This is a genomic window from Nocardia ninae NBRC 108245, assembly GCF_007990755.1.
In the GTDB taxonomy this organism is placed as follows: Bacteria; Actinomycetota; Actinomycetes; order Mycobacteriales; family Mycobacteriaceae; genus Nocardia; species Nocardia ninae.
Window position 1 is genome coordinate 1 of record NZ_BJXA01000107.1, and the last position, 23039, is coordinate 23039.

Below are 23039 nucleotides of genomic sequence, written 5' to 3' on the forward strand. Positions count from 1 at the left end.
GCGATGCCGGTGCGCGCGTGCACATCTGCCACGCCTCCACCGCGGGCACCGTCGAGCTGGTGAAATGGGCCAAGGCGCAAGGCATCTCGATCACCGCCGAGGTCACCCCGCACCATCTGCTGCTCGACGACTCGCGCCTGGAGACTTACGACGCGGTCAACAAGGTCAACCCGCCGCTGCGCGAGGCCTCGGACGCCGCCGCGCTGCGCCAGGCGCTGGCCGACGGCGTCATCGACTGCGTCGCCACCGACCACGCCCCGCACGCCGAGCAGGACAAGTGCTGCGAGTTCGCCGCCGCCCGCCCCGGCATGCTCGGCCTGGAGACCGCGCTGTCGATCATCGTGCAGACCATGGTGCAGCCCGGCCTGCTGGACTGGCGCGGTGTCGCCAGGGTGATGAGCGAGCAGCCCGCCGCGATCGTCGGGCTCGACGAGCACGGCAGGCCGATCGAGGTCGGTGAGCCGGCGAACCTGACGCTGGTCGACCCCGAGGCCAGCTGGACGGTGCGCGCGAAGGAGCTCGCCAGCATCTCGAACAACACACCGTTCGAGGACATGACCTTCCCGGCCCGAGTGACAACGACGTTGCTGAGGGGCCGGGTAACCGCCCGCGAGGGCAAGGCGGTGGGTAACCCCGCGGTGCGAGCGACGGGCCCGGAGGCGGTAGCGAAGCGTGACCACGCAGGGCACCGGGAGCGCCGCCGATCGGATACAGGAGGTCCGTAAGTGGAGAGAACACTGTGGGTAATCGGGCTTGCCGCGCTGTTCGCCCTGTGCATCTGGCTGATGTATCGGGGCTGGCAGAACCGGGCCGCGCGCCAGGTGAGCAGCATCGGCGAACTGCCCGCCGTGCCCGCCGACCTGGGCGCCCAGCTGCTCGAGCCGACCACCGGACTGTATCTCGGCAGCACCATGGCGCCCAGCTGGCAGGACCGGATCGCGGTGGGTGACTTGGGTTTCCGGGCCACGGCGGAACTCACCCGGTTCGAACGAGGAATTCTGCTCGAGCGTGACGGCGCGACGGTGATCTGGATCCCGCAGGAATCCATCACCGCGGTGCGCACCGAGCGCGGGCACGCGGGCAAAGTGATGACAGAAGATGGTGTGCTGGTAGTTCGCTGGAAGCTGCCCACCGGAACCGAGATAGATACCGGTTTCCGCGGTGACGACAAGTCGGTGTACCCGGCTTGGACGCGTGGCCTGCAGGCGGACCAGACCAGCACGACGACGGGAGACGACGAGGGATGACGACATCAACAGACGCTGCTCTGGTGCTGGAGGACGGCCGGGTATTCCGCGGCGCGGCCTACGGCGCCGTGGGCGAGACGCTCGGTGAGGCGGTGTTCTGCACCGCGATGACCGGGTACCAGGAGACCCTCACCGACCCCAGCTACCACCGCCAGATCGTGGTCGCCGCGGCACCGCAGATCGGCAACACCGGCTGGAACGACGAGGACGACGAGTCCGGCAAGATCTGGGTGGCCGGCTACGTGGTCCGCGACCCCGCCCGCCGCGCCTCCAACTGGCGCGCCACCAGCACGCTGCCCGAGGCGATGCAACGCCAGGACATCGTCGGCATCGCGGGCATCGACACCCGCGCCCTGGTGCGGCACCTGCGCACCCGCGGCTCGATGAAGGCGGGCATCTTCTCCGGCGCCGCCCTCGCCGACACCGACGAGCTGCTCGGCCGGGTCACCGGCCAGCCGTCGATGCTCGGCGCCGACCTGGCCGAGGAGGTGAGCACCGACTCGGTGTACACCATCGAGCCGACCGGCGATCCCCGATTCACCGTGGTCGCCGTCGATCTCGGCATCAAGACCAACACCCCGCGGATGTTCGCCGAGCGCGGCATGCGGGTGCACGTGGTGCCGTCGAACGCCTCGATCGAGCAGATCCTCGACCTGAAGCCGAACGGGGTCTTCCTCTCCAACGGCCCCGGCGACCCGGCCACCCAGGACGGCGCGGTCGCGCTGACCAGGAGCGTGCTGGAGCGGGGCGTGCCGCTGTTCGGCATCTGCTTCGGCAACCAGATTCTCGGCCGCGCGCTCGGCCGCGACACCTACAAGATGAAGTTCGGCCACCGCGGCATCAACATCCCGGTGATCGAGCACGGGACCGGTCGCATCGCGATCACCGCGCAGAACCACGGCTTCGCGCTGGAAGGCGAGCAGGGCGAACAGTTCGACACCCCGTTCGGCCGGGCCGAGGTCAGCCATGTCTGCGCCAACGACGGCACCGTCGAGGGCGTGCGCCTGATCGACGGCCGCGCGTTCTCGGTGCAGTACCACCCGGAGGCCGCCGCCGGACCCCACGACGCTGCTTATCTCTTCGACCGCTTCGCCGGTCTCATGGAAGGGGCCTGATGCCACGCCGCACCGATCTGAAGCACATCCTGGTGATCGGCTCCGGGCCGATCGTCATCGGCCAGGCCTGCGAGTTCGACTACTCCGGCACCCAGGCGTGCCGGGTGCTGCGGGCCGAGGGCCTGCGGGTTTCACTGGTGAACTCCAACCCGGCGACCATCATGACCGACCCCGAGTTCGCCGACGCCACTTACGTGGAGCCGATCACGCCGGAGTTCGTCGAGAAGGTCATCGCCAAGGAGCGCCCCGACGCGATCCTGGCCACTCTCGGCGGCCAGACCGCGCTGAACACCGCGGTCGCGCTGCACGAGAACGGCGTGCTGGAGAAGTACAACGTCGAGATGATCGGCGCCGACTTCGACGCCATCCAGCGCGGTGAGGACCGGCAGAAGTTCAAGGACATCGTCGCCAAGGTCGGCGGCGAAAGTGCCCGCTCCCGTGTGTGTTACACGATGGACGAGGTGCGCGAGACGGTCGCCGAGCTGGGATTCCCGGTGGTGGTGCGGCCTTCGTTCACCATGGGCGGCCTGGGCTCCGGAATGGCTTACAACGACGAGGATCTCGACCGCATCGCCGGTGGTGGCCTGGCCGCCTCGCCGACCGCGAACGTGCTCATCGAGGAATCCATCCTGGGCTGGAAGGAATTCGAGCTCGAGCTGATGCGCGACAGCCGCGACAACGTCGTGGTGGTCTGCTCCATCGAGAACGTCGACCCGATGGGCGTGCACACCGGCGACTCGATGACCGTGGCGCCGGCCATGACGCTCACCGACCGCGAATACCAGAAGATGCGCGACCTCGGCATCGCGATCCTGCGCGAGGTCGGCGTGGACACCGGCGGCTGCAACATCCAGTTCGCGGTGGACCCGGCCGACGGCCGCCTGATCGTCATCGAGATGAACCCGCGCGTCTCGCGCTCGTCCGCATTGGCTTCCAAGGCAACGGGTTTCCCGATCGCCAAGATCGCCGCCAAGCTGGCCATCGGCTACACCCTCGACGAGATCGTCAACGACATCACCAAGGAGACCCCGGCCTGCTTCGAGCCGACCCTGGACTACGTGGTCGTCAAGGCGCCGAGGTTCGCGTTCGAGAAGTTCCCCGGCGCCGACCCGACGCTGACCACCACCATGAAGTCGGTCGGCGAGGCAATGTCGTTGGGCCGCAACTTCGCCGAGGCGCTCGGCAAGGTGCTGCGTTCGCTGGAGACCAAGGCCGCCGGCTTCTGGACCCAGGAAGACGGCAAATGGACTGACGTCGAAGCGATCCTGGAAGACCTGCGCACCCCGATCGAGGGCCGCATCTACCAGGTCGAGCGGGCGCTGCGACTCGGCGCGAGTATCGAAGACGTCGCTGCCGCTTCGGGTGTCGACCCGTGGTTCGTCGCCGAGGTCGCCGGTCTGGTGGAGCTGCGCCAGGAGATCATGGACGCGCCGGTGCTCGACGAGACCTTGCTGCGCCGGGCCAAGCACTACGGCCTGTCCGACGGTCAGATCGCCGCGCTGCGCCCGGAGTTGGCGGGGGAGACCGGCGTTCGGTCGCTGCGGCACCGGCTCGGGGTCCGTCCGGTCTTCAAGACGGTCGACACCTGCGCCGCCGAGTTCGAGGCCAAGACGCCGTACCACTACTCGACCTACGAGCTCGATCCCGCCGCGGAATCCGAGGTGGCGCCGCAGCGTGAGCGCGACAAGGTGATCATCCTCGGCTCCGGTCCGAACCGGATCGGCCAGGGCATCGAGTTCGACTACTCGTGCGTGCACGCGGCGCAGACGCTGTCGCAGGCCGGGTACGAGACCGTGATGGTCAACTGCAACCCGGAGACCGTGTCCACCGACTACGACACCGCCGACCGGCTCTACTTCGAGCCGCTCACCTTCGAGGACGTGCTCGAGGTGTACCACGCGGAATCCGAGTCCGGGCACGTCACCGGCGTGATCGTGCAGTTGGGCGGGCAGACCCCGCTCGGGCTCGCGCAGCGGCTCACCGACGCGGGCGTCCCGGTGGTCGGCACCAGCGCCGCCGCGATCGACCTGGCCGAGGACCGCGGCGAATTCGGCGACGTGCTGGTCGCGGCCGGACTGCCCGCACCGAAGTACGGCACCGCGACCACCTTCGCGCAGGCCAAGAAGATCGCCGCGAGCATCGGCTACCCGGTGCTGGTTCGCCCGTCCTACGTGCTCGGCGGTCGCGGCATGGAGATCGTCTACGACGAGAACTCCTTGGAGGGCTACATCTCTCGGGCCACCGAGCTCAGCCCGGAGCATCCGGTGCTGGTCGACCGGTTCCTCGAAGACGCCATCGAGATCGACGTCGACGCACTGTGCGACGGCGAAGAGGTCTACCTCGGCGGCGTGATGGAACACATCGAAGAGGCGGGCATCCACTCCGGTGACTCCGCCTGCGCGCTGCCCCCGATCACCCTGGGCCGCAGCGATATCGAGGCGGTGCGCCGCTCGACGGTCGCGCTGGCCAAGGGCATCGGCGTCAAGGGCCTGCTGAACGTGCAGTACGCGCTCAAGGACGACGTGCTCTACGTGCTCGAGGCGAATCCCCGGGCCAGCCGCACGGTTCCGTTCGTGTCCAAGGCCACCGCGGTGCCGCTGGCGAAGGCGGCCGCGCGGATCGCGCTGGGCGCCACCATCGCCGAGCTGCGCAAGGAAGGCATGCTGCCCAGCGAGGGCGACGGCGGGCACGTCCCGCTCGACGCTCCGGTGGCGGTGAAGGAGGCCGTGCTGCCGTTCCATCGGTTCCGCAAGGCCGATGGCACCGGCGTGGATTCGCTGCTCTCCCCGGAGATGAAGTCCACCGGCGAGGTGATGGGCATCGACGCCGACTTCGGCACCGCCTTCGCCAAGAGCCAGACCGCCGCCTACGGTTCGCTGCCCACCGAGGGAACCGTGTTCGTCTCGATCGCGAACCGGGACAAGCGCGCCATGGTGTTCCCGGTCAAGCGCCTGAACGACCTCGGGTTCCGCATCCTGGCCACCGAGGGAACGGCGGAGATGTTGCGCCGCAACGGTATTCCGTGCGAGCGGGTGCGCAAGCACTCGGACCCGGAGACCGTGGGCGCCGACACCGACGCGCCGCAGCCGACCATCGTCGAGATGATCAGGGACGGCGAGATCGACATGGTGTTCAACACGCCCTACGGCAACTCCGGCCCGCGCGTGGACGGCTACGAAATCCGCAGCGCCGCGGTCGGTGTGAACATCCCGTGCATCACCACGGTGCAGGGCGCGGCCGCCGCGGTGCAGGGCATCGAGGCGAGCATCAATGGCGGGATCGGGGTGCGTTCGCTGCAGGAACTGCATTCGGTGCTGCGTGGCTGAGCCGAGATCGAAGGACGGAGTGGGCGCGGTGCAGACCTTCGGTGACCGATTGCAGCACGCCATGGGGCAATTCGGCCCCGTGTGCGTCGGCATCGATCCGCACCCGGGCCTGCTGGAGTCCTGGGGCCTCGGCGCCGACGCGGACGGACTGGAGAAGTTCGCGGAGATCTGCGTCGAAGCCTTCGACGGTTGTGTCGCACTGGTGAAGCCGCAGGTCGCGTTCTTCGAGACCTACGGCTCGGCCGGAATCGCGGTGCTGGAGCGCACGATCGAGGTGCTGCGGGGCTCGGGCACGCTGGTGCTCGCCGACGCCAAGCGCGGCGACATCGGCTCCACCATGGACGCCTACGCACAGGCCTGGCTCGCCGACGGCCCGCTCGGGTCGGACGCGGTGACGGTCTCGCCGTACCTCGGATTCGGCTCGCTTGCACCGGCTTTGGACCTGGCCGAGGCCAACGGCCGCGGGGTCTTCGTGCTCGCCGCCACCTCGAATCCCGAAGGGGCACAGGTACAGCGGGTCATCGCGGGGGACGGCCGCACCATCGCCCAGACGATGGTCGACGAGGCCGCCGCGCGTAACGAGGGCGCCGAATTCGGCTCCGTCGGCGTGGTGATCGGCGCGACGTTGACCGAGGCGCCGGACCTGTCCGCGCTCAACGGGCCGATCCTGATGCCCGGTGTCGGAGCCCAGGGCGGCGGCCCGGAAACCATCCGCGACCTGGTCTCGGAGGGGATGCTGGCGGCCGCGGTGCCTGCCGTCTCGCGGGAGGTGTTGCGCGACGGGCCGTCGGTTCCGGCCTTACGCGCCAGATTGAACGAACTGCAGGACGCGTTCGCGTTCCTGCGGAAATAAGCCACGAGACCGGCGCATCCGCGCCGGTCTCGCTGCTTTTCCGGGCTCATGTGCACGTGTGCATACGGCCCGTAGCGGGGCCTGTGTGCCCCGCTACGCCCGTTTCCCGGCCCGATGGTGCCCGGATGAGCTGACGGGCCTCGATCAGCCCAGCGGGGCGATCTCCTGACCTGCCTCTCGACAACTCGGCCGGGCAGCTCGACAATCGATCGGCGTTGCGGCTGTGCCGAATCGGTCATTCGACCGGTCTGTGGCCCACGACACGCTGACGGACAACGCGACACGCGGGCATTTTCGAGAAAGTTCCTGGTCGGCTGGGCGCATGTTTGCTGGCGACGCATGTCACGTCATAGCAACCCTTCCGCTAACCTGTGTCAATCGTGAAAACCCCCTGCTGACGAGGCATTTCGTGATTTCGGCGGTACGATCTGCGCAGCGACAGAGGATCGGTGCGGAACGTGCTGCTCTCGCGTCTACGGCATCCGGAATCATGCGCTGACCTGGGGGGTGGGTTCGCAATCGGCGGAGGTCGTGGGTACGGTCGCTGAGACTGCCGGGTTACCGGCAGGAGTTGATGCAATGAACGATGAGACGGAGGAACCGTGGCCCTTCCCCAGCTGACTGACGAGCAGCGCGCCGCTGCTTTGGAGAAGGCGGCTGCCGCTCGCCGCGCTCGGGCGGAGCTCAAGGAGCGCCTGAAGCGAGGCGGCACCAACCTGAAGCAGGTCCTCACCGATGCCGAATCCGATGAGATTCTCGGCAAGATGAAGGTGTCGGCGCTGCTGGAGGCCTTGCCGAAGGTGGGCAAGGTCAAGGCAGCGGAAATCATGAGCGAACTGGAGATCGCCCCCACCCGGCGTCTGCGCGGACTCGGCGATCGGCAGCGCAAGGCGCTGCTCGCCCGGTTCGACTTCGACGCCTGATAACGAGGGTGGTCGAACAAACGCGGAAGGGTCGGCTGGTTGTACTGGTCGGCCCCTCGGCCGTCGGAAAGTCGACCGTGGTCCGTTGTGTCCGCGAGCGACTGCCGCACCTGATCTTCAGTGTGTCGGCAACGACTCGGGCCCCTAGGCCCGGGGAGGTCGACGGTCTCGACTATCGATTCGTGTCCAGGGAAGAGTTCGACGCCATGATCGCGGCGGGCGAACTACTCGAGTGGGCGGATATACACGGTGGTTTGCAACGTTCGGGCACCCCGGCCGCGCCGGTACGGGCCGCCCTCGCGGAGGGTCTGCCCGTACTGGTCGAGGTCGACCTCGAAGGCGCACGCGCGGTACGCAAGGCAATTCCCGAAGCCACGCTCGCCTTCCTCGCCCCGCCCAGCTGGGAGGAATTGGTATCCCGGCTCACCTCGCGCGGCACCGAATCACCCGAGGTGATCGAGCGCAGGCTGGAAACCGCCAGGACCGAATTGGCGGCCTGTGACGAGTTCGACATCGTCATCGTGAACGACGAGGTGACCACCGCCTGTGAGCAGTTGGTATCGTTGTTCGTTAGCACAAATTCGAGTTCGTAACCCTTCCAACGCGCAGGAGCCCCCCTAGTGAGCAGTACGGACATCAAGACCGTTCCCGCATACGACACTCCGATCGGCCTGACCAACCCCCCGATCGATGAGCTGCTGGAGCGCACGTCGTCCAAGTACGCCCTGGTCATCTACGCAGCCAAGCGGGCGCGTCAGATCAACGACTACTACAACCAGCTCGGCGACGGCATCCTCGAATACGTCGGCCCGCTGGTCGAGCCCGGCCTGCAGGAGAAGCCCCTCTCGGTCGCGATGCGCGAGATCCACTCCGACCTGCTCGAGCACGTCGAAGGCGAGTAGCCGGACTGCTCGCAGTGAATTCAACTAGGCCGGAGGCGTCGCAGTGACCACACGGATCGTCGTCGGCGTCGGCGGAGGGATCGCCGCGTACAAGGCCTGCGCGCTTGTCCGGCGGTTCACCGAGACCGGGCACAAGGTCAGGGTGATCCCCACCGAGTCGGCGCTGCAGTTCGTCGGCAAGGCAACCTTCGAAGCGCTCTCCGGTAATCCGGTGCACACCGATGTGTTCACCGATGTGCCGGAGGTGCCGCACGTTCGGCTGGGCCAGGAGGCGGACCTCGTGGTCATCGCCCCGGCGACCGCCGACCTGATGGCGCGCGCGGCCGCCGGTCGCGCCGACGACCTGCTCACCGCCACGCTGCTGACGGCCCGATGTCCGATCGTGTTCGCGCCCGCGATGCACACCGAGATGTGGGAGCATCCGGCGACCGTCGCCAATGTCGCGACGCTGCGCGCACACGGCGCGATCGTCATGGAACCCGCGGCGGGCAGGCTCACCGGCGCCGACACCGGCCCGGGCAGGCTGCCCGAGCCGGAGGAGATCTTCGGGCTCACCACGCTGCTGCTCGAACGCGCCGACGCCATCCCGCGCGACCTCGAAGGCCGCCGGGTGGTCATCACCGCGGGCGGCACCAGGGAACCGTTGGATCCGGTGCGCTTCCTCGGCAACCGCAGCTCGGGCAAGCAGGGCTATGCCCTGGCCAGGGTCGCGGCCCAGCGCGGCGCGCACGTCACGCTGATCGCGGGCAACACCATTGAGATGGCCGCGCCCGCGGCCGTCGACCTGGTGCACATCACCACCGCCGAACAGCTCAAGACCGCGGTCGACAAGCACGCCGTCGGCGCGGACGCGGTGATCATGGCGGCGGCGGTGGCCGACTTCCGGCCCACCGATGTGGCCGCGGCCAAGATCAAGAAGGGCGCCGGCGAGCCGGACGTCATCGCGCTGACCAAGACCGACGACATCCTCGCCGGTCTGGTGCAGGCGCGCCGCGAAGGGCATCTGCCCGGCACCGCGATCGTCGGATTCGCCGCCGAGACCGGTGACGAGCACGGCGATGTGCTCACCTACGCGCGCGCCAAACTGGCCCGCAAGGGCTGTGACCTGCTGGTGGTCAACGCGGTCGGCGAGGGCAAGGCGTTCGAGGTCGACACCAACAACGGCTGGTTGCTCGGTGCGGACGGTACCGAACAGTCGCTCGACCACGGGTCGAAGGCGCTGCTCGCCAGCCGGGTGCTCGACGCGCTCGGGCCGTTGTTGAGCTGAAATCGATTGCAAGACTGGATAATGGTCCGAGTGGCAAGCCATCGGCACCGTGATGCCCGGGGGGTCCGGGCGACGAACTGTCTGAGATAGAGGTCTCTCGGCGCTCGGAACGTCAGTGGTTTGCCATAGTCTGAAATGAAGGGTTGCGGCGTGACGGCATCGCGTTACTGTCGCAAACCAGAGGAATACCCGTTGAGGGAGAGGGAAGAACTGTGCGCACGTCCGGCAGCCGGCTATTCACCAGTGAGTCCGTGACCGAAGGTCACCCGGACAAGATCTGTGACGCCATCAGCGATTCCATTCTCGACGCGTTGCTTGCGGAAGACCCGCGCAGCCGGGTCGCGGTGGAAACTCTCGTAACCACAGGCCAGGTGCACGTCGCCGGTGAGGTCACCACCTCCGCCTACGCCGACATTCCCCGCATCGTCCGGGAAAAGGTGCTGGAGATCGGATACGACTCCTCGGCAAAGGGTTTCGACGGCAACTCCTGCGGTGTGAACATTGCGATCGGCGCGCAGTCGCCCGACATCGCCCAGGGTGTGGACACCTCGCACGAGGCGCGCGTCGGCGGTTCCGACGACGAGATCGAGAAGCAGGGCGCGGGCGATCAGGGCCTGATGTTCGGCTACGCGACCACCGACACCCCCGAACTCATGCCGCTGCCCATCGCGCTCGCGCACCGGCTCTCCCGCAGGCTCACCGAGGTTCGCAAATCGGGCGTGCTGCCCTACCTGCGGCCCGACGGTAAGACCCAGGTCACCATCGAATACGACGGCGACCGGCCGGTTCGGCTCGACACAGTCGTCATCTCCACCCAGCACGCCGCGGACATCGACCTGGACAACCTGCTCGCCCCCGACATCCGGGAAAAGGTCGTCGAGGCCGTGATCGCCGACCTCGAGCTGCCCTCGCTGGACACCTCGAACATCCGACTCCTGGTCAACCCGACCGGCAAGTTCGTGCTCGGCGGTCCGATGGGTGACGCGGGCCTGACCGGTCGCAAGATCATCGTCGACACCTACGGCGGCATGGCCCGGCACGGTGGCGGCGCCTTCTCCGGCAAGGACCCGTCGAAGGTGGACCGCTCGGCCGCGTACGCCATGCGCTGGGTCGCCAAGAACGTCGTCGCGGCAGGCCTGTCCGACCGCGTCGAGGTGCAGGTGGCCTACGCCATCGGCAAGTCTGCCCCCGTCGGCCTGTTCGTGGAGACCTTCGGCACCGAGAAGGTCGACCCGGCCCGCATCTCGGCCGCCATCTCCGAGGTCTTCGACCTGCGCCCCGGCGCGATCATCCGCGACCTGGACCTGCTGCGCCCGATCTACGCACCGACCGCCGCGTACGGCCACTTCGGCCGCACCGACGTCGATCTGCCCTGGGAGCACACGGATCGCGCGGACAAGTTGCGCGCGGCCGTCGGCCTGTAGGCCGACGCCACCCGAGTGAACAAACCCGCGGCGGAAACCCCCGCCATCCCGGGGGTCCCGCCAGCGGGCCCCGCAGCCGTGGAGCACCCGATCGCTCGGGTGCTCCCGTTGCTGTCTCCGGCGCATCTGGACCGGGACTTCGACTATCTGGTGCCGCCCGAGCTGGATGTCCTTGCGCAGCCGGGTGTTCGGGTGCGCGTTCGCTTTGCGGGGCGGCTGGTCGACGGGTACCTGTTGGAGCGTCGCACGCACAGTGATCACGGTGGAAAACTGGTCCCGCTGGAACGGGTTGTTTCCGGTGAGCGGGTGCTGACGCCTGAGATTTTGCAGCTGGCTACTGCAGTCGCTGCTCGGTATGCGGGTACTCGTGCCGATGTGTTGCGGTTGGCGATTCCGCCGCGGCATGCGCGTACGGAAACCGGTGGGGTTAAGAAGAAGTCTGCTGAAGTTGATGCGGCACAAGAGGATTCGCCTTCTGCAAAGAAGGGTGGGAAGCGGCGCGGTGGTTCGGCTGCGAGTGCCCCGCTGAAGGTGGAATCGGCGTCGGACCTGGGGGTCGCCGATTCAACTGGGGTCGAAGCTGATTCGGTTGCGGGTGGACCGGCGGTGGATTCGAGTGCCTCATCTGTAGCATCCAGTGCGGTGAGCTCTGTTGCTGCGCAACGTGTCTCGACTACGCCAGCAGGCGTTAATGAGCCAGTGCAGTCGGCGGAGTCGGCATCCCCGACCACCGCTTCGAATCGGATCGAAACCGATTCCGTCGGGCTCGATCCGGACGTTGCTCCGGAGTTTCGTGAGGGTTCTGCGACGGCTGCGGCCGATCCTATAGCGACGCAAGATGTCTCGTCCGTGTCGTCCGGCACAGATGGTGCTACCCCTCCGATGCAGTCGTCCGCCGAGGTGCCGACGAATGCGAATTCAGCTGGTGGGGTGGCTGATTCGGTGAACGGGGATCTTGCGGCAGGCGAAGGCAGCTCGGGTGACGCCGCCTCGGAGATGGCTGAGTCCGCAGGGACGCAAGAAGATTCGTCCATGCCGTCGGGCAACGATGCCGCAACGGAATCGGACGCCTCGAATGCCGAGGAACCAGCAGCGGATTCGGCGGCCGACCCGAGTCGAACCACAGGTGCAGCGGACGACAGTGCCGATCCTGTGTCTGGGTCGGCGACAGCGCAGGACGACCAACAGGTCACCGTCGACCCCGGCCCGTGGGGACGGTATGTCCACGGCCCGGCGTTCATGACCGCACTGGAGCAAGGCAAGGGTCCGCGGGCGGCATGGCAGGCGTTGCCGGGGGAGGACTGGCCGCGCCGATTGACAGAATTGGCCGCCGCGGTGGTCGCACGCGGACGTAGCGCGATTCTGATGGTGCCGGATCAGCGGGATCTGGATCGGGTGCTGACGGAATGTACTCGGCTGATGGGGGAGTCGGCGGTCGGCCTGTCTGCTGGCCTCGGACCGGCGGCGCGGTATCGGCGCTGGCTCGCGGTGTTGCGCGGGACGGCACAGGTGGTCGTCGGTACCCGCAGCGCCGTGTTCGCACCCGCGAAAAACCTCGGACTGATCGCGATCTGGGACGACGGCGACGACACCTACGCGGAACCGAGGTCGCCGTATCCGCATGCGCGCGAGGTAGCGATGCTGCGCTCGCACGAGACGGGAGCGGCGTTCGTCGCGGCCGGTTTCGCACGGACCGCAGAGATCCAGGCGGTCGTCGAGTCCGGCTGGGCGCACGACCTGGTCGCCGACCGGATGGTGGTGCGGGACGCGGCGCCGCGGATCAGCGTGCCCGGCGATACCGATATCGCGCTGGAGCGGGATCCGGTCGCGCGTGCGGTCCGCATCCCCGGTGTGGCCTACGCGGCCGCGCGGTCGGCGCTGAAGGAAGGCGCAGGCGTGCTCGTGCAGGTGCCGCGGCGCGGGTACGTCCCGTCGCTGGCCTGTGCGAAGTGCCGGACCCCCGCCAGGTGCCGGCACTGCAACGGACCGCTCGCCCTCCCGGATGGTCGTGCGCGGCACAGTGATTCGCAAGGCGATGCCGCACACAGTCCGAATTGTCGCTGGTGCGGCATCACCGAGGCCGCCTTCCGCTGCGCGTCCTGCGGGTCGCGCGCGTTGCGTGCCGTGGTGATCGGCGCGCAACGCACCGCGGAGGAACTCGGCCGGGCGTTCCCCGGTGTACCGATTCGCGGATCGGGCGGCGGCGCAATGCTCGACACGGTGGAGCCCGGCCCGCAGGTCGTGGTCGCGACCGTCGGCGCCGAGCCGGTACTGCCCGGCGGTTACGGCGTCGCGCTGCTGCTCGACAGCTGGGCTCTGTTGGGGCGCGCGGACCTCCGGGCGTCCGAAGATGCGTTGCGCCGCTGGATGACCGCCGCGACCCTGGTCCGGTCACGCGGTCAGGTCATCGTGATGGGCGACCCCGGCATCCCCACCGTGCAGGCTCTGGTCCGCTGGGACCCGGTCGGTCACGCGCGGGTCGAGCTGGCTTCCCGCGCCGAGGTCGGCTTCCCGCCCGCCGTGCGGATGGCCGCCGTCGACGGCACCGCCGAATCCATCAACGAATTGCTCACCGCCACAGAACTTCCGGGCGACGTCGACGTCCTCGGCCCGGTCCCGCTACCAGACGGCGCCCGCAAACCTTTCTCCTCCGGCGACTCACCCGCCGAAGTCGAACGCATCCTGCTGCGCGTCGACCGCAAGTCCGGCGCGGCACTGGCACGCGCGCTCACCGCCGCCCAGGCCATCCGCAGTACGCATCGTTCGGATGCGCCGCTGCGGGTGCAGATCGACCCGGTCGACATCGGCTGATCGAGGCCTCGCTGCAGAGGTAGATATGACTCTCGATTCCGCCTGGTGCCGAAGGTCCGCCACAAAGTTGAGCGCCTCCGGTCCGCAGCGGCGACGATGAGCTGCCGGTCGCGAGTGGCACATGGTTGCGGCAAACGTCGAGAGGGGCTCACCGTGGTGTGCCACTCACGGGAACGCGGGGGTGCCGAATTCGGCACGCCCTGCGGCGAGTTCGCAGGCACTTAAGGGGAACGCGCCGTGCCTCGTGATTGAGTGGACCGATGACGACCCCTTCGCTCCGCCGCACCTCAGCGTCCGTGTGCTTTGTGCTCGTCGCCCTGACTTCCACAGCCTGCACCGCCGACGATACGAATCCGGCGAAGTCGATCCTGACCCTGTCCGTCTCTCCGCAAGCTCCGGGCTCGGCCGGGACGCGCATCGCCCTCACCTGTGAGCCCACCGGCGGCGAGCATCCGGCTGCGGACGCGGCCTGTGCCGCGCTGACCGCGGCCGACGGCGACTTCGACAAGCTTGCGGGCGATCCCACCGCGGTCTGCGTGCAGGTCTATGAGCCGGTCACCGCCATGGCCACCGGCACCTGGCGGGGCAGGTCGGTCACCTGGGAGAAGACCTTCGGCAACAAGTGTGAATTGAGCGCCCGCACCACGCCCGTCTTCTAACTCTCGGCGGTGCGCAGCGCCTCGATCTCCCGCTCGACCGCGGCGAGCAACTCGACCGGGCAGCCCCAATAGTCGTAGATGCCGCCGCGGTCCCGGTTGCTGCCGCAGACGATGAACACCCCGGTGCCGAGTGCGCGTTTGAGGTGGCCCGCCAGCCAGCCGACGAAGCCGCTGTTGTCCAGCCCGGTGGGGAAGTGGAACGAGAACAGGCCGAATTTCTCCACCTCGGCACCCTCGGCCTCGGCGAACGGGACGAGCGCGCTCCAGCTCTCCGCGTCACGGACCACGGCGAGAGTCCGCGGCGTCAACTGCGGCGGCTCGGCCAGTGGGCTCTCCCGGAAACACCACACGCCGTCGTGCACGTCGAGGTCCGCTTCCGCGATGACCCGCCGAAGTCGTTGGGCCGTTTGGGCTTCGGTCTCGATGCTGATATCCACCACCAGCCAACCGTAGCAATGGTCTCTCGTTGTTATTATTTAACTGGCCGATCAGTTAATGATAGGATCGGGCCATGGCCAGAACCGTCGATCCGAATCGTGTCGCCGAGCGCCGGCGCGCCATCACGCTGGCCGCCGCCGAGCAGTTCGCCACCCACGGCTACGAACGCACTACCGCCACCCAGATCGCCCGCGCCGCCGGGTTGAGTTCGGGCAGCGTCTTCTACTACTTCAAGGACAAGGCCGCCGTCTTCCGCTCGATCTTCGAGCTGTCGATTCCGTTGCACACCGCGGTGATCGCCCGTCATATCGACCGAACCGATTGTCTCGCCGCCATTCTCGACATCGTCGACGCACTGGCCGCCGAGGCGCTGGACCCGGCGGCGCCCGGGCTGATGGTGGAGCTGCTGCGCCGCCTCGGTCAGGACGCGGAGTTGACAAAGGTTGTTGTGGAGGATGCGCGATTGAGTGCCGAGGCGCTCGGCGCACTGGTCGAACGCGGCATCCACACCGGGCAGATCGATCCGGGGTTCGAACCCATGGAGACCGCGCGCTGGATTCTCGCCGTCATCGACGGCGCCTTCCTCAATGCCGACAACAAACACCCGCGCGACCCACGCCCGCTGGTGCGCGCGACCGTATCCCGGCTGTTGCGGCCGATCGAAACGGAGCAGTCATGACCACCACCGCCACACCTACTGTGCTGCGCTTCTCCTCGATGTGGCGCTGGCTGTTCGTGATCGGCGGACTGGCCGTCGGCTGCGGCCTAGGCTTCGCGGTCCCGCCGGTCGGGCGCTGGGCGATCGGCGTCGGCCTGGATCCCGGTCCGCTCCAGGTCGCGATGGCGATGCCGCCGGCGTGGCTGGTGCCTGCCGCAGCGTGCCTCGGAATCGTTGCGGGTCTGGTGCTTTTCGAGATCGGCCGCAAGGAGAGCCTGACCCTCACCGTCGCCGACGATCACGTCGAACTGGTCAAAGAGCGTCGCGCACAACACGTGCCACGCAAACACGTCGCCGCCGTCTTCCGTGAGGACGCCGAACTGGTGCTCACCGATCACACCAAGCGCCGGCTCGCACGGTTCCGCGCAAACGACTTGCGGCGCACCGATATCGAGAACGCGTTCCGCAATCACGGCTATCCGTGGCTGGCCCGGAACGACCCGTTCGGCGCGGATTTCATTCGCTGGGTCGACGGCCGACCCGAGACCGGGAAGGCCGCCGACGCCCTGCTGCGCGCTCGTCGGCGCGCACTCGCCGACGAAAAGCCGCTCGTCGTAGAAGAACTCGAAGAGGAACTGCTCGGCCTCGGCATCGACGTCCGAGACCGACGGGAGGAACAGCACATTCGAATGTTCGGCCAGGTCGAGTAGGACACCTCGTCCGGTGACGAGGCGAGTCTCGTCTGGTGGTCGGGCGAATCTTGCCCGGCGGTGAGCAACCGCGCCCGGTAATCAGACGAACACGTCTCGATTACGTTCGGCCCACTCGGCATAACTCGCAGGCGCCCGGCCCAGCACACGCAGCACGTCCTGGCTGATCTCCTGCTCGGCGGCGGTCGGTTCCCCCAGAATCGACAGCGTGTGCTCGACCACCGGCTCGGGCATGAACTGCGACATCCCTGTATATGCTTGCGCCCGAGTCAATTCCACGAATCGCACCGGTGCGTCGAGCGCAGCACCGATGGCCGCTGCCTGGTCTTGCGGTGTGCTGAGCTCGGGTCCGGTAAGGGTGTAGACCTGCCCGGCGTGCCCGTCCTCGGTCAAAGCCGCGGCCGCGACCGCCGCGATATCGGCGGGATCGATGGACGGCAAGCCGACCGCACCGAAAGGCGCCGCGACCGTCCGTTCGGCTCGTACGGATTCCGCCCACGCGTAGGTATTGCTGTAGAAACCCGCGGGCCGCAAAAGCGTCCACTCCAGCCCGGATCGCCGAATGGCCGCTTCGAAGGCGATCAACCGGGCATAGCCCTGGGCATCACTCCTGGTGGCAACCCCTTGCGACGACACGAACACCACCCGCCGGACACCGCCGGCCTCGGCAACCTTCAGCAGCAGGTCCGGATCCGGGCCGCTCACCAGTTGCGCACCGGTGATGAGCAGGAACAGCGCCTCGGCACCTGCGACGGCAGGGGTGAGGCTGCCCGGATCGCCCAGGTCGGCGCGCACCGAGCGCACGCCGTGCGGCAGCGCGACGTCCCCACCGCCTCGTGAAACCGCGGTGACCTGCCGGCCCGCCTCGGCGAGGGTCCGCACGAGGTGTGCGCCGATGTTTCCGGTTGCTCCGGTAACCACGATCATCTTGTTCTTCGTTGAGTTAGTTGACTGACTAAATAGAACGTAATCGACAAATGCCCAGGTTGTCTATAGTGAGTTGTGTGACTAACTCAGCAGCCGGAGAGCGGCCGAAGGGTGGTAAACGCGAGCGGCTGGGCGCCGCCGCGGCCCGCGTCTTCCATGAGCAAGGCGTCGAGAAGACCACCATCGCCGACATCGCCCACGCCGCGGACGTGCCGGTCGGCAACGTCTACTACTACTTCAAAACCAAGGATCAGCTGGTCCGCGCCGCGATCGGCGCCCACGACCAAACGCTGAACGACCTGATCGCCATCCTCGAGCAGTTGCCCGCGCCGCAGGACCGGCTCAAAGCCCTGATCAGTGGCTGGGTCGACGAGCGGGAGACGGCCGCGCGATTCGGCTGCCCATCGGGCACCCTCGCCGCGGAACTGGACAAGCGTGCCGATGGTCTGGACCGCGAGCTCGCCGGTGTCATGCGGCAGCTGGTCGACTGGGTCGAGACGCAGTTCGCGGCCATGGGTCGCGCTGATGCCGAGGAGCTCGCCGTAGCGTTGATCGCCGCCTATCAGGGAATCTCGTTGCTTACCAACACCTTCCGCGATCCGGAGCTGATGGTGACGGAGGGGGAGAGGTTGGCGCGCTGGATCGATTCGCTGGCTTCCTGAGCCTTCGATGCCACGGGAATATGCTCCCGGACGCTTGCGTTCGATGCATTGACGATATATCGTCGATAATATGAAACGAACACGAGAGCCTGAGGAGGCTTACATGGAACACCAAGGACATCGAGAATTCGGCCGACGTGGCCCCCGGCAACGCCCGGGCGGCGAAGACTTCGACCCCCGCCAGCGGTTCCGCCGCGGCGGACGACACGGGCACGGACCCGACTTCGGACCGGGCTTCGGCCCAGGATTCGGGCCCGGTTTCGGACCGCACTTCGGTCGCGGTCGCGGCCGCGGCGGACGGGGCCGGCGCGGTGACGTGCGCGCGGCAGTCCTGCTGCTGCTCACCGAGCGGCCGATGCACGGTTATGAACTCATCCAGCAGATCCGCGAACGCAGCGACGACATCTGGCGTCCGAGCCCGGGGTCCATCTACCCCGCGCTGGCACAGCTGGAAGACGAGGGCCTGGTCCTCATCGAGAAGATCGCCGGGCGCAAGACGGCTCAGCTGACCGAGGCGGGCACCGCATACGTCACCGAGCATCGCGACGACATCGGCGACCCGTGGGCGGACGTCAAGGAAGACGTCGGCGCGCAGGCCATCGACCTGCGCGAACTCGTCGGCCAGCTGATGGGCGCGGTCGCACAGGTCGCGGCGGCGGGCACTCCGGCGCAGGCGGCCCGCGCTGCGGAGCTGCTCACCGAGACCAGAAAGTCGCTATACCGAATTCTGGCCGAAGACGAGACCCCCGAAAAGTAACGGGATGTGAAACACCGCGTCAGACTGCACATTTGGGGCGGTTTCGGTAGATCATTGTGAGATGCGACAGTTTCGGGGTTTGTGGGTTTGGGGATTTTCACACTTGGGTAAGGCGGTGTTGGCCGCCGCGCTGGTTGCCGTAGCGATACTCGGCACCGGTGTGGCGCAGGCCGAGCCGTCCGGCTACCGGCCGCCCGAGGTCCCCACCCAGCCCGGCCCGCCGCAGACCGATCATCTGGGCGCGGCCCGCTATCTGAAGACCCACGACAACGTGGTCCCGTTGGGCACCAACAACTTCGGCTGCAAGCCGTCCGCTGCCCACCCGCGCCCCGTCGTCCTCGCACACGGTACCGACTCCAGCGCCTACTCGGACTACTCGGCCATCGCGCCGCAACTCGCCGCCGCCGGATTCTGCGTCTTCGCGCTCAACTACGGCGGCACCCCGGGGGCCGAAAGCTACGGCACCGAGGACGTGGTGCTCAGCTCGCATCAGATCGGCGCATTCGTCGACCAGGTGCTCGCGGCCACCGGTGCGAGCCAGGTCGACCTGGTCGGATTCTCCCAGGGCGCCACGGTCACCCGCTTCTACGTCAACAAGCTCGGCGGTGCGCGGAAGGTCGGCCAGTGGGTCGGGCTGGCGTCGCCGAGCTACGGCGGCGTGATGTACGGACTGGTGCCCGTCGTGGATGCGGTGCCGGGCGGCATGATGGCGTTCGCCAGGGTGACCTCGCTCGCCGCGGTGCAGCAGGCGCAGGGCTCGCCGATCATGGTCGAACTCAACGCGGGTGGCGACACCGTGCCCGGCCCGAGGTACACGACCATCGGCAGCAAGGTCGACGAGATGATCCAGCCGAACAGCAATATCGCGCTGCGCGGCCCCGGCGCGGTGAACATCTCGCTGCAGGACCGCTGCGCGATCGACCTGACCGGACACTTCCACATGGTGTACGACCCGTTCGTGCAGCAGCTGCTGCTGAACGTGCTCGACCCGAGCACCCCGGCGCCGGTCTGCAGTCCGGTGATGTTGGGCACCGGCATTCCCGAAGTGATCATCGCCGGAAACTCCTGACCAGGGCGGCCGGGCGGGGGACAGTTCACCCCGCCCGACCGCAATGGAGTTCTACCAGCTTCGGGCTGGTGGATCGGGGACATTCGGTCGTCTCACTAGAATGAGACGACCGTGTTCGTCCGCCTCCGGGAGTTTGCCGTGACCATTCAGTCAGTTCGCCTGTTCGGCGATCCCATCCTGCGCGCCCGCGCGGCGGAGGTCACCGTATTCGACCGGGAACTGCAGCAGCTGGTGACCGACCTGACCGACACCATGCACGACGATGGTGGCGTCGGCATGGCCGCACCGCAGATCGGAGTGGGGTTGCGTGTTTTCGTGTACGACACTCATGACGCCGCGGGGCATCTGGTGAACCCGCAGTGGGAAGTCGTCGGCGACGAAGAGCAGGTCGGGCCGGAGGGCTGCCTATCGATTCCGGGGGTGCGCTACGACACCCGGCGCGCGCTGCGGGTCAAGGCGACCGGCGTCGACGTGCACGGCGCGCCGGTCGAATTCACGGCCGACGGGCTGCTGGCCCGCTGCGTGCAGCACGAGACCGACCACCTCGACGGGGTGCTGTTCATCGATCGGCTCGACCCGGCGGCGCGTAAGGATGCGATGCGGACCATTCGCGAATCCGACTGGTTCAGCGCGGGCGTCACCGTGCGCCCGTCGCGGTCGATGAGCGGAACGGGCCAGGCCGGTCCGTTCGGACGGGGTCGCTGATGCGCATCGTCTTCGCGGGCACGCCGGAACCGGCCGTGCCGTCGCTGCGGCGCTTGATCGAATCCGAGCGGCACGAGGTGATCGCCGTGGTGACCAGGCCGGACGCGGTAGCCGGGCGCGGGCGCAAGGTGACCAGGTCGCCGGTCGGGTTGCTGGCCGACGAGCACGGGATCCCGGTGCTGACACCGCGTCGTCCGTCCGAACCGGAGTTCATCGAACAGCTCACCGCGCTCGCGCCCGACTGCTGCCCGGTCGTGGCCTACGGTGCGCTGCTGCCGCAGCAGGTGCTCGACATCCCCCGATTCGGCTGGATCAACCTGCACTTCTCGCTGCTGCCCGCGTGGCGTGGCGCGGCGCCGGTGCAGGCCGCGATCGACGCGGGCGACGAGATCACCGGCGCAGCCACCTTCCAGATCGAAGCCGGGCTCGACACCGGCCCGGTGTTCGGCACGGTGACCGAGAAGATCGCCGTCACCGACACCGCGGGCACCCTGCTCGACCGCCTCGCCGTGAGCGGCGCCAAGTTGCTCGAAGCAACCCTCGACGGCGTGGAAGACGGGACACTGCAAGCGGTTCCGCAGTCCAACGAGGGAATCTCGCACGCGCCCAAGATCACCGCCGAGGCCGCGCACATCCGCTGGGACCTGCCCGCGCTGGCCATCGCCCGCCGCATCCGCGCGGTCACTCCTGCGCCCGGGGCGTGGACGGAAGTCGACGGCAATCGCCTGAAAATCGGTCCGGTCGAAATGGTGGAAGAAGAGCTGCCGCTGCGGGCCATCGAGGTCCGCAAGTCCGGTGTCTTTGTCGGCACCGCAACCACGGCGCTTCGCCTGAATCAGGTTCAGCCCCAAGGCAAACGCATGATGGCGGCCCTCGACTGGGCACGCGGCGCGCGATTGCAGCCCGGCGCGGTGGTCGAGTGACGATCCTCGATCGTCCGGGAACATCGGTGCAGCGGAATTCGGTCCGCGGTGGTAGCCACGCTTTGCAGCGGCGCGCGGCTGCGGCCCGGCCCGGCAGTCGAGTGGCGATGCTCGATTGTCTGGACAGGCCGATGCGGCGGGAATTCGTCCGCGGTGCAGTCGCCACACATCTGGAGCAGCACGCTTTCGCCGCCGGGCGTCGTGGTGGAACGCCGGTCATCGAGCGCCTCAACAGCGCAACCCTGGCGCGGCCGAAGACGGCCCGCCCCCTTCATATCCGTGGCGATGCGCCGCGACCTCAACGAGAGCGGTGGAGCATGACAGCACGGTGCAAGATCTCGCTAACCGGCCGTACCGTCGGGGCCCGCTCCGCGGTGGACGCGGTAGTTGGTTTCGCGCAGAGCGGGTCAGCCGGCTTCGCGCAGGGCGGGACCACTGGCTTCGGGTGGGCCGGCGCGGCTGGTTTCGCGCAAGGCGGCGTGACCACGTTCGTGCGGGGAACAGCGGTTGAGTTCGCGCAGGGCGCGGTGATTGCATGACACCCCCGGAGCGTAAGCGCGGCAACGAGTCTCGTGATTCCGGCCGACCGCGTAATGACCGGTCGGGCAGCGCTGAATCCGCGCGGGGCGGTTCGGCTCCGCGCGGGGCGCGTGCGGCCGACGGATCGACAGGGCGATCGGGCGCTGCGCGAGGCGCGGGATCGGCTAAAGGTGGCGCGGGGACAGGCGCGGGCCGGTCGGCACCCGGTCGTGGTGGGCAGTCGACCCAGAGTGGTTCGCGTTCAGCTGATCCGGCGGGGCGTTCGGCTGGGTCGGCGAAACGTGGCGGACCGAAGGATCGGGGATCGAGCACGGGTGGACGTCCGGGCGAGACCGCCGATGCTCCTCGGCTCGTCGCGCGTGACGTGTTGCGGGCGGTGCGGGAGCGCGACGCGTACGCGAATCTCGTACTGCCGGGACTGCTTCGGGAGCGGCGGATCACCGGCCGGGATGCGGCGCTGGCCACCGAGCTCACCTACGGCGCGTGCCGTTCGCGCGGGCTGCTCGACGCGGTGATCGAGGCGGGCGCCGGTCGGCCGATCGCGGAGATCGATGGACCGCTGCTGGATGTGTTGCGGCTCGGGGTGTATCAGCTGCTGCGAACCCGCATCGGCGCGCACGCGGCGGTGGACACCTCGGTGGCGCTCGCGCGCAGCGAATTCGGTGCGGGCAAGGCCGGTTTCGTGAACGCGGTGCTGCGGCGCGCCGGGGAGAAGACGGTCGAAGAATGGGTTGAACAGCTCGCACCCTCGGATCCGGTGGGCCGCTTGGCCTTCGAGTTCGCGCATCCGGTGTGGATCGCGCAAGCCTTCGCGGACGCGCTCGGCGCACGGGCGGGGGAGCTGCGCGACGCGCTGGCCGCCGATGACGCCCGACCTGCGGTGCATCTCGTCGCCCGGCCCGGGGAAATCACGGCGGAGGAATTGGCGCTCGTCACCGGCGGTGAAGAAGGCCGTTGGTCGCCCTACGCGGTCTACCTGGACGGCGGCGATCCCGGAAAACTGGAGCCGGTGCGCGAAGGCATGGCCGGGGTGCAGGACGAGGGCAGTCAGCTCGTCGCCCTGGCGCTGACCCGCGCCCCGCTGAACGGCCCGGACGGCGGCCGCTGGCTGGACCTTTGCGCC

At 68.2% G+C, this 23039-nt stretch carries 22 protein-coding genes and 2 pseudogenes; 22 read left to right on the plus strand and 2 right to left on the minus strand.

Annotated features, from left to right (window positions below; all coding sequences use genetic code 11):
• The 13 genes and pseudogenes from NN4_RS40500 to NN4_RS40560 form a co-directional block, all read left to right on the plus strand.
• Positions 1-725: amidohydrolase family protein (locus NN4_RS40500; protein ID WP_246181353.1), on the plus strand; the 725-nt coding region annotated here is incomplete at its 5' end.
• A complete protein-coding gene (locus NN4_RS40505; RefSeq protein ID WP_107657943.1) occupies positions 726-1247 on the plus strand; it encodes a PH-like domain-containing protein in 522 nt (173 codons plus the stop codon). It abuts the gene before it with no gap.
• On the plus strand, positions 1244-2362 hold the full coding sequence (carA, locus tag NN4_RS40510; protein WP_147142619.1) for a glutamine-hydrolyzing carbamoyl-phosphate synthase small subunit: 1119 nt from the start codon (positions 1244-1246) through the stop codon (positions 2360-2362). The genes NN4_RS40505 and carA overlap by 4 nt, the downstream gene beginning before the upstream one ends.
• Positions 2362-5688: a carbamoyl-phosphate synthase large subunit gene (gene carB, locus NN4_RS40515; protein WP_147142622.1), complete on the plus strand. Its 3327-nt coding sequence runs from the start codon at positions 2362-2364 to the stop codon at positions 5686-5688. The genes carA and carB overlap by 1 nt, the downstream gene beginning before the upstream one ends.
• A 28-nt stretch (positions 5689-5716) precedes the next feature.
• A complete protein-coding gene (gene pyrF, locus NN4_RS40520) occupies positions 5717-6541 on the plus strand; it encodes an orotidine-5'-phosphate decarboxylase (protein ID WP_147142652.1) in 825 nt (274 codons plus the stop codon).
• Between the two features lie 602 nt (positions 6542-7143).
• Positions 7144-7464 (plus strand): integration host factor, actinobacterial type, encoded by a 321-nt coding sequence (gene mihF, locus NN4_RS40525; protein ID WP_014986450.1) that lies wholly within the window; start codon positions 7144-7146, stop codon positions 7462-7464.
• 8 nt (positions 7465-7472) lie between these two features.
• The gene (gene gmk, locus NN4_RS40530; protein ID WP_107657940.1) at positions 7473-8057 is read left to right on the plus strand and encodes a guanylate kinase; all 585 of its coding nucleotides are present in this window, start codon (positions 7473-7475) and stop codon (positions 8055-8057) included.
• 27 nt (positions 8058-8084) lie between these two features.
• Positions 8085-8366 carry a DNA-directed RNA polymerase subunit omega gene (gene rpoZ / locus NN4_RS40535; RefSeq protein ID WP_107657939.1) on the plus strand — a complete coding sequence of 94 codons (282 nt, stop codon included), beginning with the start codon at positions 8085-8087 and terminating at the stop codon, positions 8364-8366.
• A gap of 43 nt (positions 8367-8409) precedes the next feature.
• Positions 8410-9633, plus strand: a complete 1224-nt coding sequence (gene coaBC, locus NN4_RS40540; RefSeq protein ID WP_147142625.1) for a bifunctional phosphopantothenoylcysteine decarboxylase/phosphopantothenate--cysteine ligase CoaBC — start codon at positions 8410-8412, stop codon at positions 9631-9633.
• 212 nt (positions 9634-9845) lie between these two features.
• The gene (gene metK / locus NN4_RS40545) at positions 9846-11057 is read left to right on the plus strand and encodes a methionine adenosyltransferase (RefSeq protein WP_107657937.1); all 1212 of its coding nucleotides are present in this window, start codon (positions 9846-9848) and stop codon (positions 11055-11057) included.
• A gap of 45 nt (positions 11058-11102) precedes the next feature.
• A pseudogene (locus NN4_RS40550) lies at positions 11103-11474 on the plus strand (primosomal protein N' family DNA-binding protein); the annotation flags it as partial.
• A gap of 513 nt (positions 11475-11987) precedes the next feature.
• Positions 11988-13868: a primosomal protein N' gene (locus NN4_RS40555; protein ID WP_186818867.1), complete on the plus strand. Its 1881-nt coding sequence runs from the start codon at positions 11988-11990 to the stop codon at positions 13866-13868.
• 260 nt (positions 13869-14128) lie between these two features.
• The gene (locus NN4_RS40560; RefSeq protein ID WP_147142627.1) at positions 14129-14527 is read left to right on the plus strand and encodes an SSI family serine proteinase inhibitor; all 399 of its coding nucleotides are present in this window, start codon (positions 14129-14131) and stop codon (positions 14525-14527) included.
• Here NN4_RS40560 and NN4_RS40565 read toward each other — a convergent pair.
• Positions 14524-14967, minus strand: a complete 444-nt coding sequence (locus NN4_RS40565) for a DUF6196 family protein (protein ID WP_246181354.1) — start codon at positions 14965-14967, stop codon at positions 14524-14526. The two genes, NN4_RS40560 and NN4_RS40565, sit on opposite strands and share 4 nt — an antisense overlap.
• A gap of 71 nt (positions 14968-15038) precedes the next feature.
• Here NN4_RS40565 and NN4_RS40570 point away from each other — a divergent pair, with 71 nt between their 5' ends.
• Both NN4_RS40570 and NN4_RS40575 read left to right on the plus strand, forming a co-directional pair.
• Positions 15039-15644 carry a TetR/AcrR family transcriptional regulator gene (locus NN4_RS40570; RefSeq protein WP_147142630.1) on the plus strand — a complete coding sequence of 202 codons (606 nt, stop codon included), beginning with the start codon at positions 15039-15041 and terminating at the stop codon, positions 15642-15644.
• Positions 15641-16333, plus strand: a complete 693-nt coding sequence (locus NN4_RS40575) for a YqeB family protein (protein WP_147142633.1) — start codon at positions 15641-15643, stop codon at positions 16331-16333. Before NN4_RS40570 ends, NN4_RS40575 begins: the two co-directional genes overlap by 4 nt.
• Before the next feature lie 81 nt (positions 16334-16414).
• On the opposite strand, the gene NN4_RS40580 is transcribed toward NN4_RS40575, so the two are convergent.
• Positions 16415-17260 (minus strand): SDR family oxidoreductase, encoded by an 846-nt coding sequence (locus NN4_RS40580; protein ID WP_147142636.1) that lies wholly within the window; start codon positions 17258-17260, stop codon positions 16415-16417.
• 77 nt (positions 17261-17337) lie between these two features.
• On the opposite strand from NN4_RS40580, the gene NN4_RS40585 reads away from it, so the two are divergent.
• The 7 genes and pseudogenes from NN4_RS40585 to NN4_RS40615 all read left to right on the plus strand — a co-directional run.
• Positions 17338-17922, plus strand: coding sequence for a TetR/AcrR family transcriptional regulator (locus NN4_RS40585; RefSeq protein WP_246181355.1), 585 nt, complete (start codon positions 17338-17340; stop codon positions 17920-17922).
• A gap of 103 nt (positions 17923-18025) precedes the next feature.
• Positions 18026-18679, plus strand: coding sequence for a PadR family transcriptional regulator (locus NN4_RS40590; RefSeq protein ID WP_135232035.1), 654 nt, complete (start codon positions 18026-18028; stop codon positions 18677-18679).
• 61 nt (positions 18680-18740) lie between these two features.
• On the plus strand, positions 18741-19748 hold the full coding sequence (locus NN4_RS40595) for an esterase/lipase family protein (RefSeq protein WP_147142640.1): 1008 nt from the start codon (positions 18741-18743) through the stop codon (positions 19746-19748).
• A 138-nt stretch (positions 19749-19886) separates the two neighbouring features.
• Positions 19887-20453: a peptide deformylase gene (gene def / locus NN4_RS40600; protein WP_147142643.1), complete on the plus strand. Its 567-nt coding sequence runs from the start codon at positions 19887-19889 to the stop codon at positions 20451-20453.
• Entirely contained in the window at positions 20453-21376 is a 924-nt protein-coding gene (gene fmt / locus NN4_RS40605) for a methionyl-tRNA formyltransferase (protein ID WP_147142646.1), read from the plus strand. The genes def and fmt overlap by 1 nt, the downstream gene beginning before the upstream one ends.
• Positions 21373-21915, plus strand: a complete 543-nt coding sequence (locus NN4_RS40610) for a hypothetical protein (protein ID WP_147142649.1) — start codon at positions 21373-21375, stop codon at positions 21913-21915. Before fmt ends, NN4_RS40610 begins: the two co-directional genes overlap by 4 nt.
• A 335-nt stretch (positions 21916-22250) precedes the next feature.
• Positions 22251-23039: pseudogene (locus tag NN4_RS40615) on the plus strand (transcription antitermination factor NusB); the annotation flags it as partial.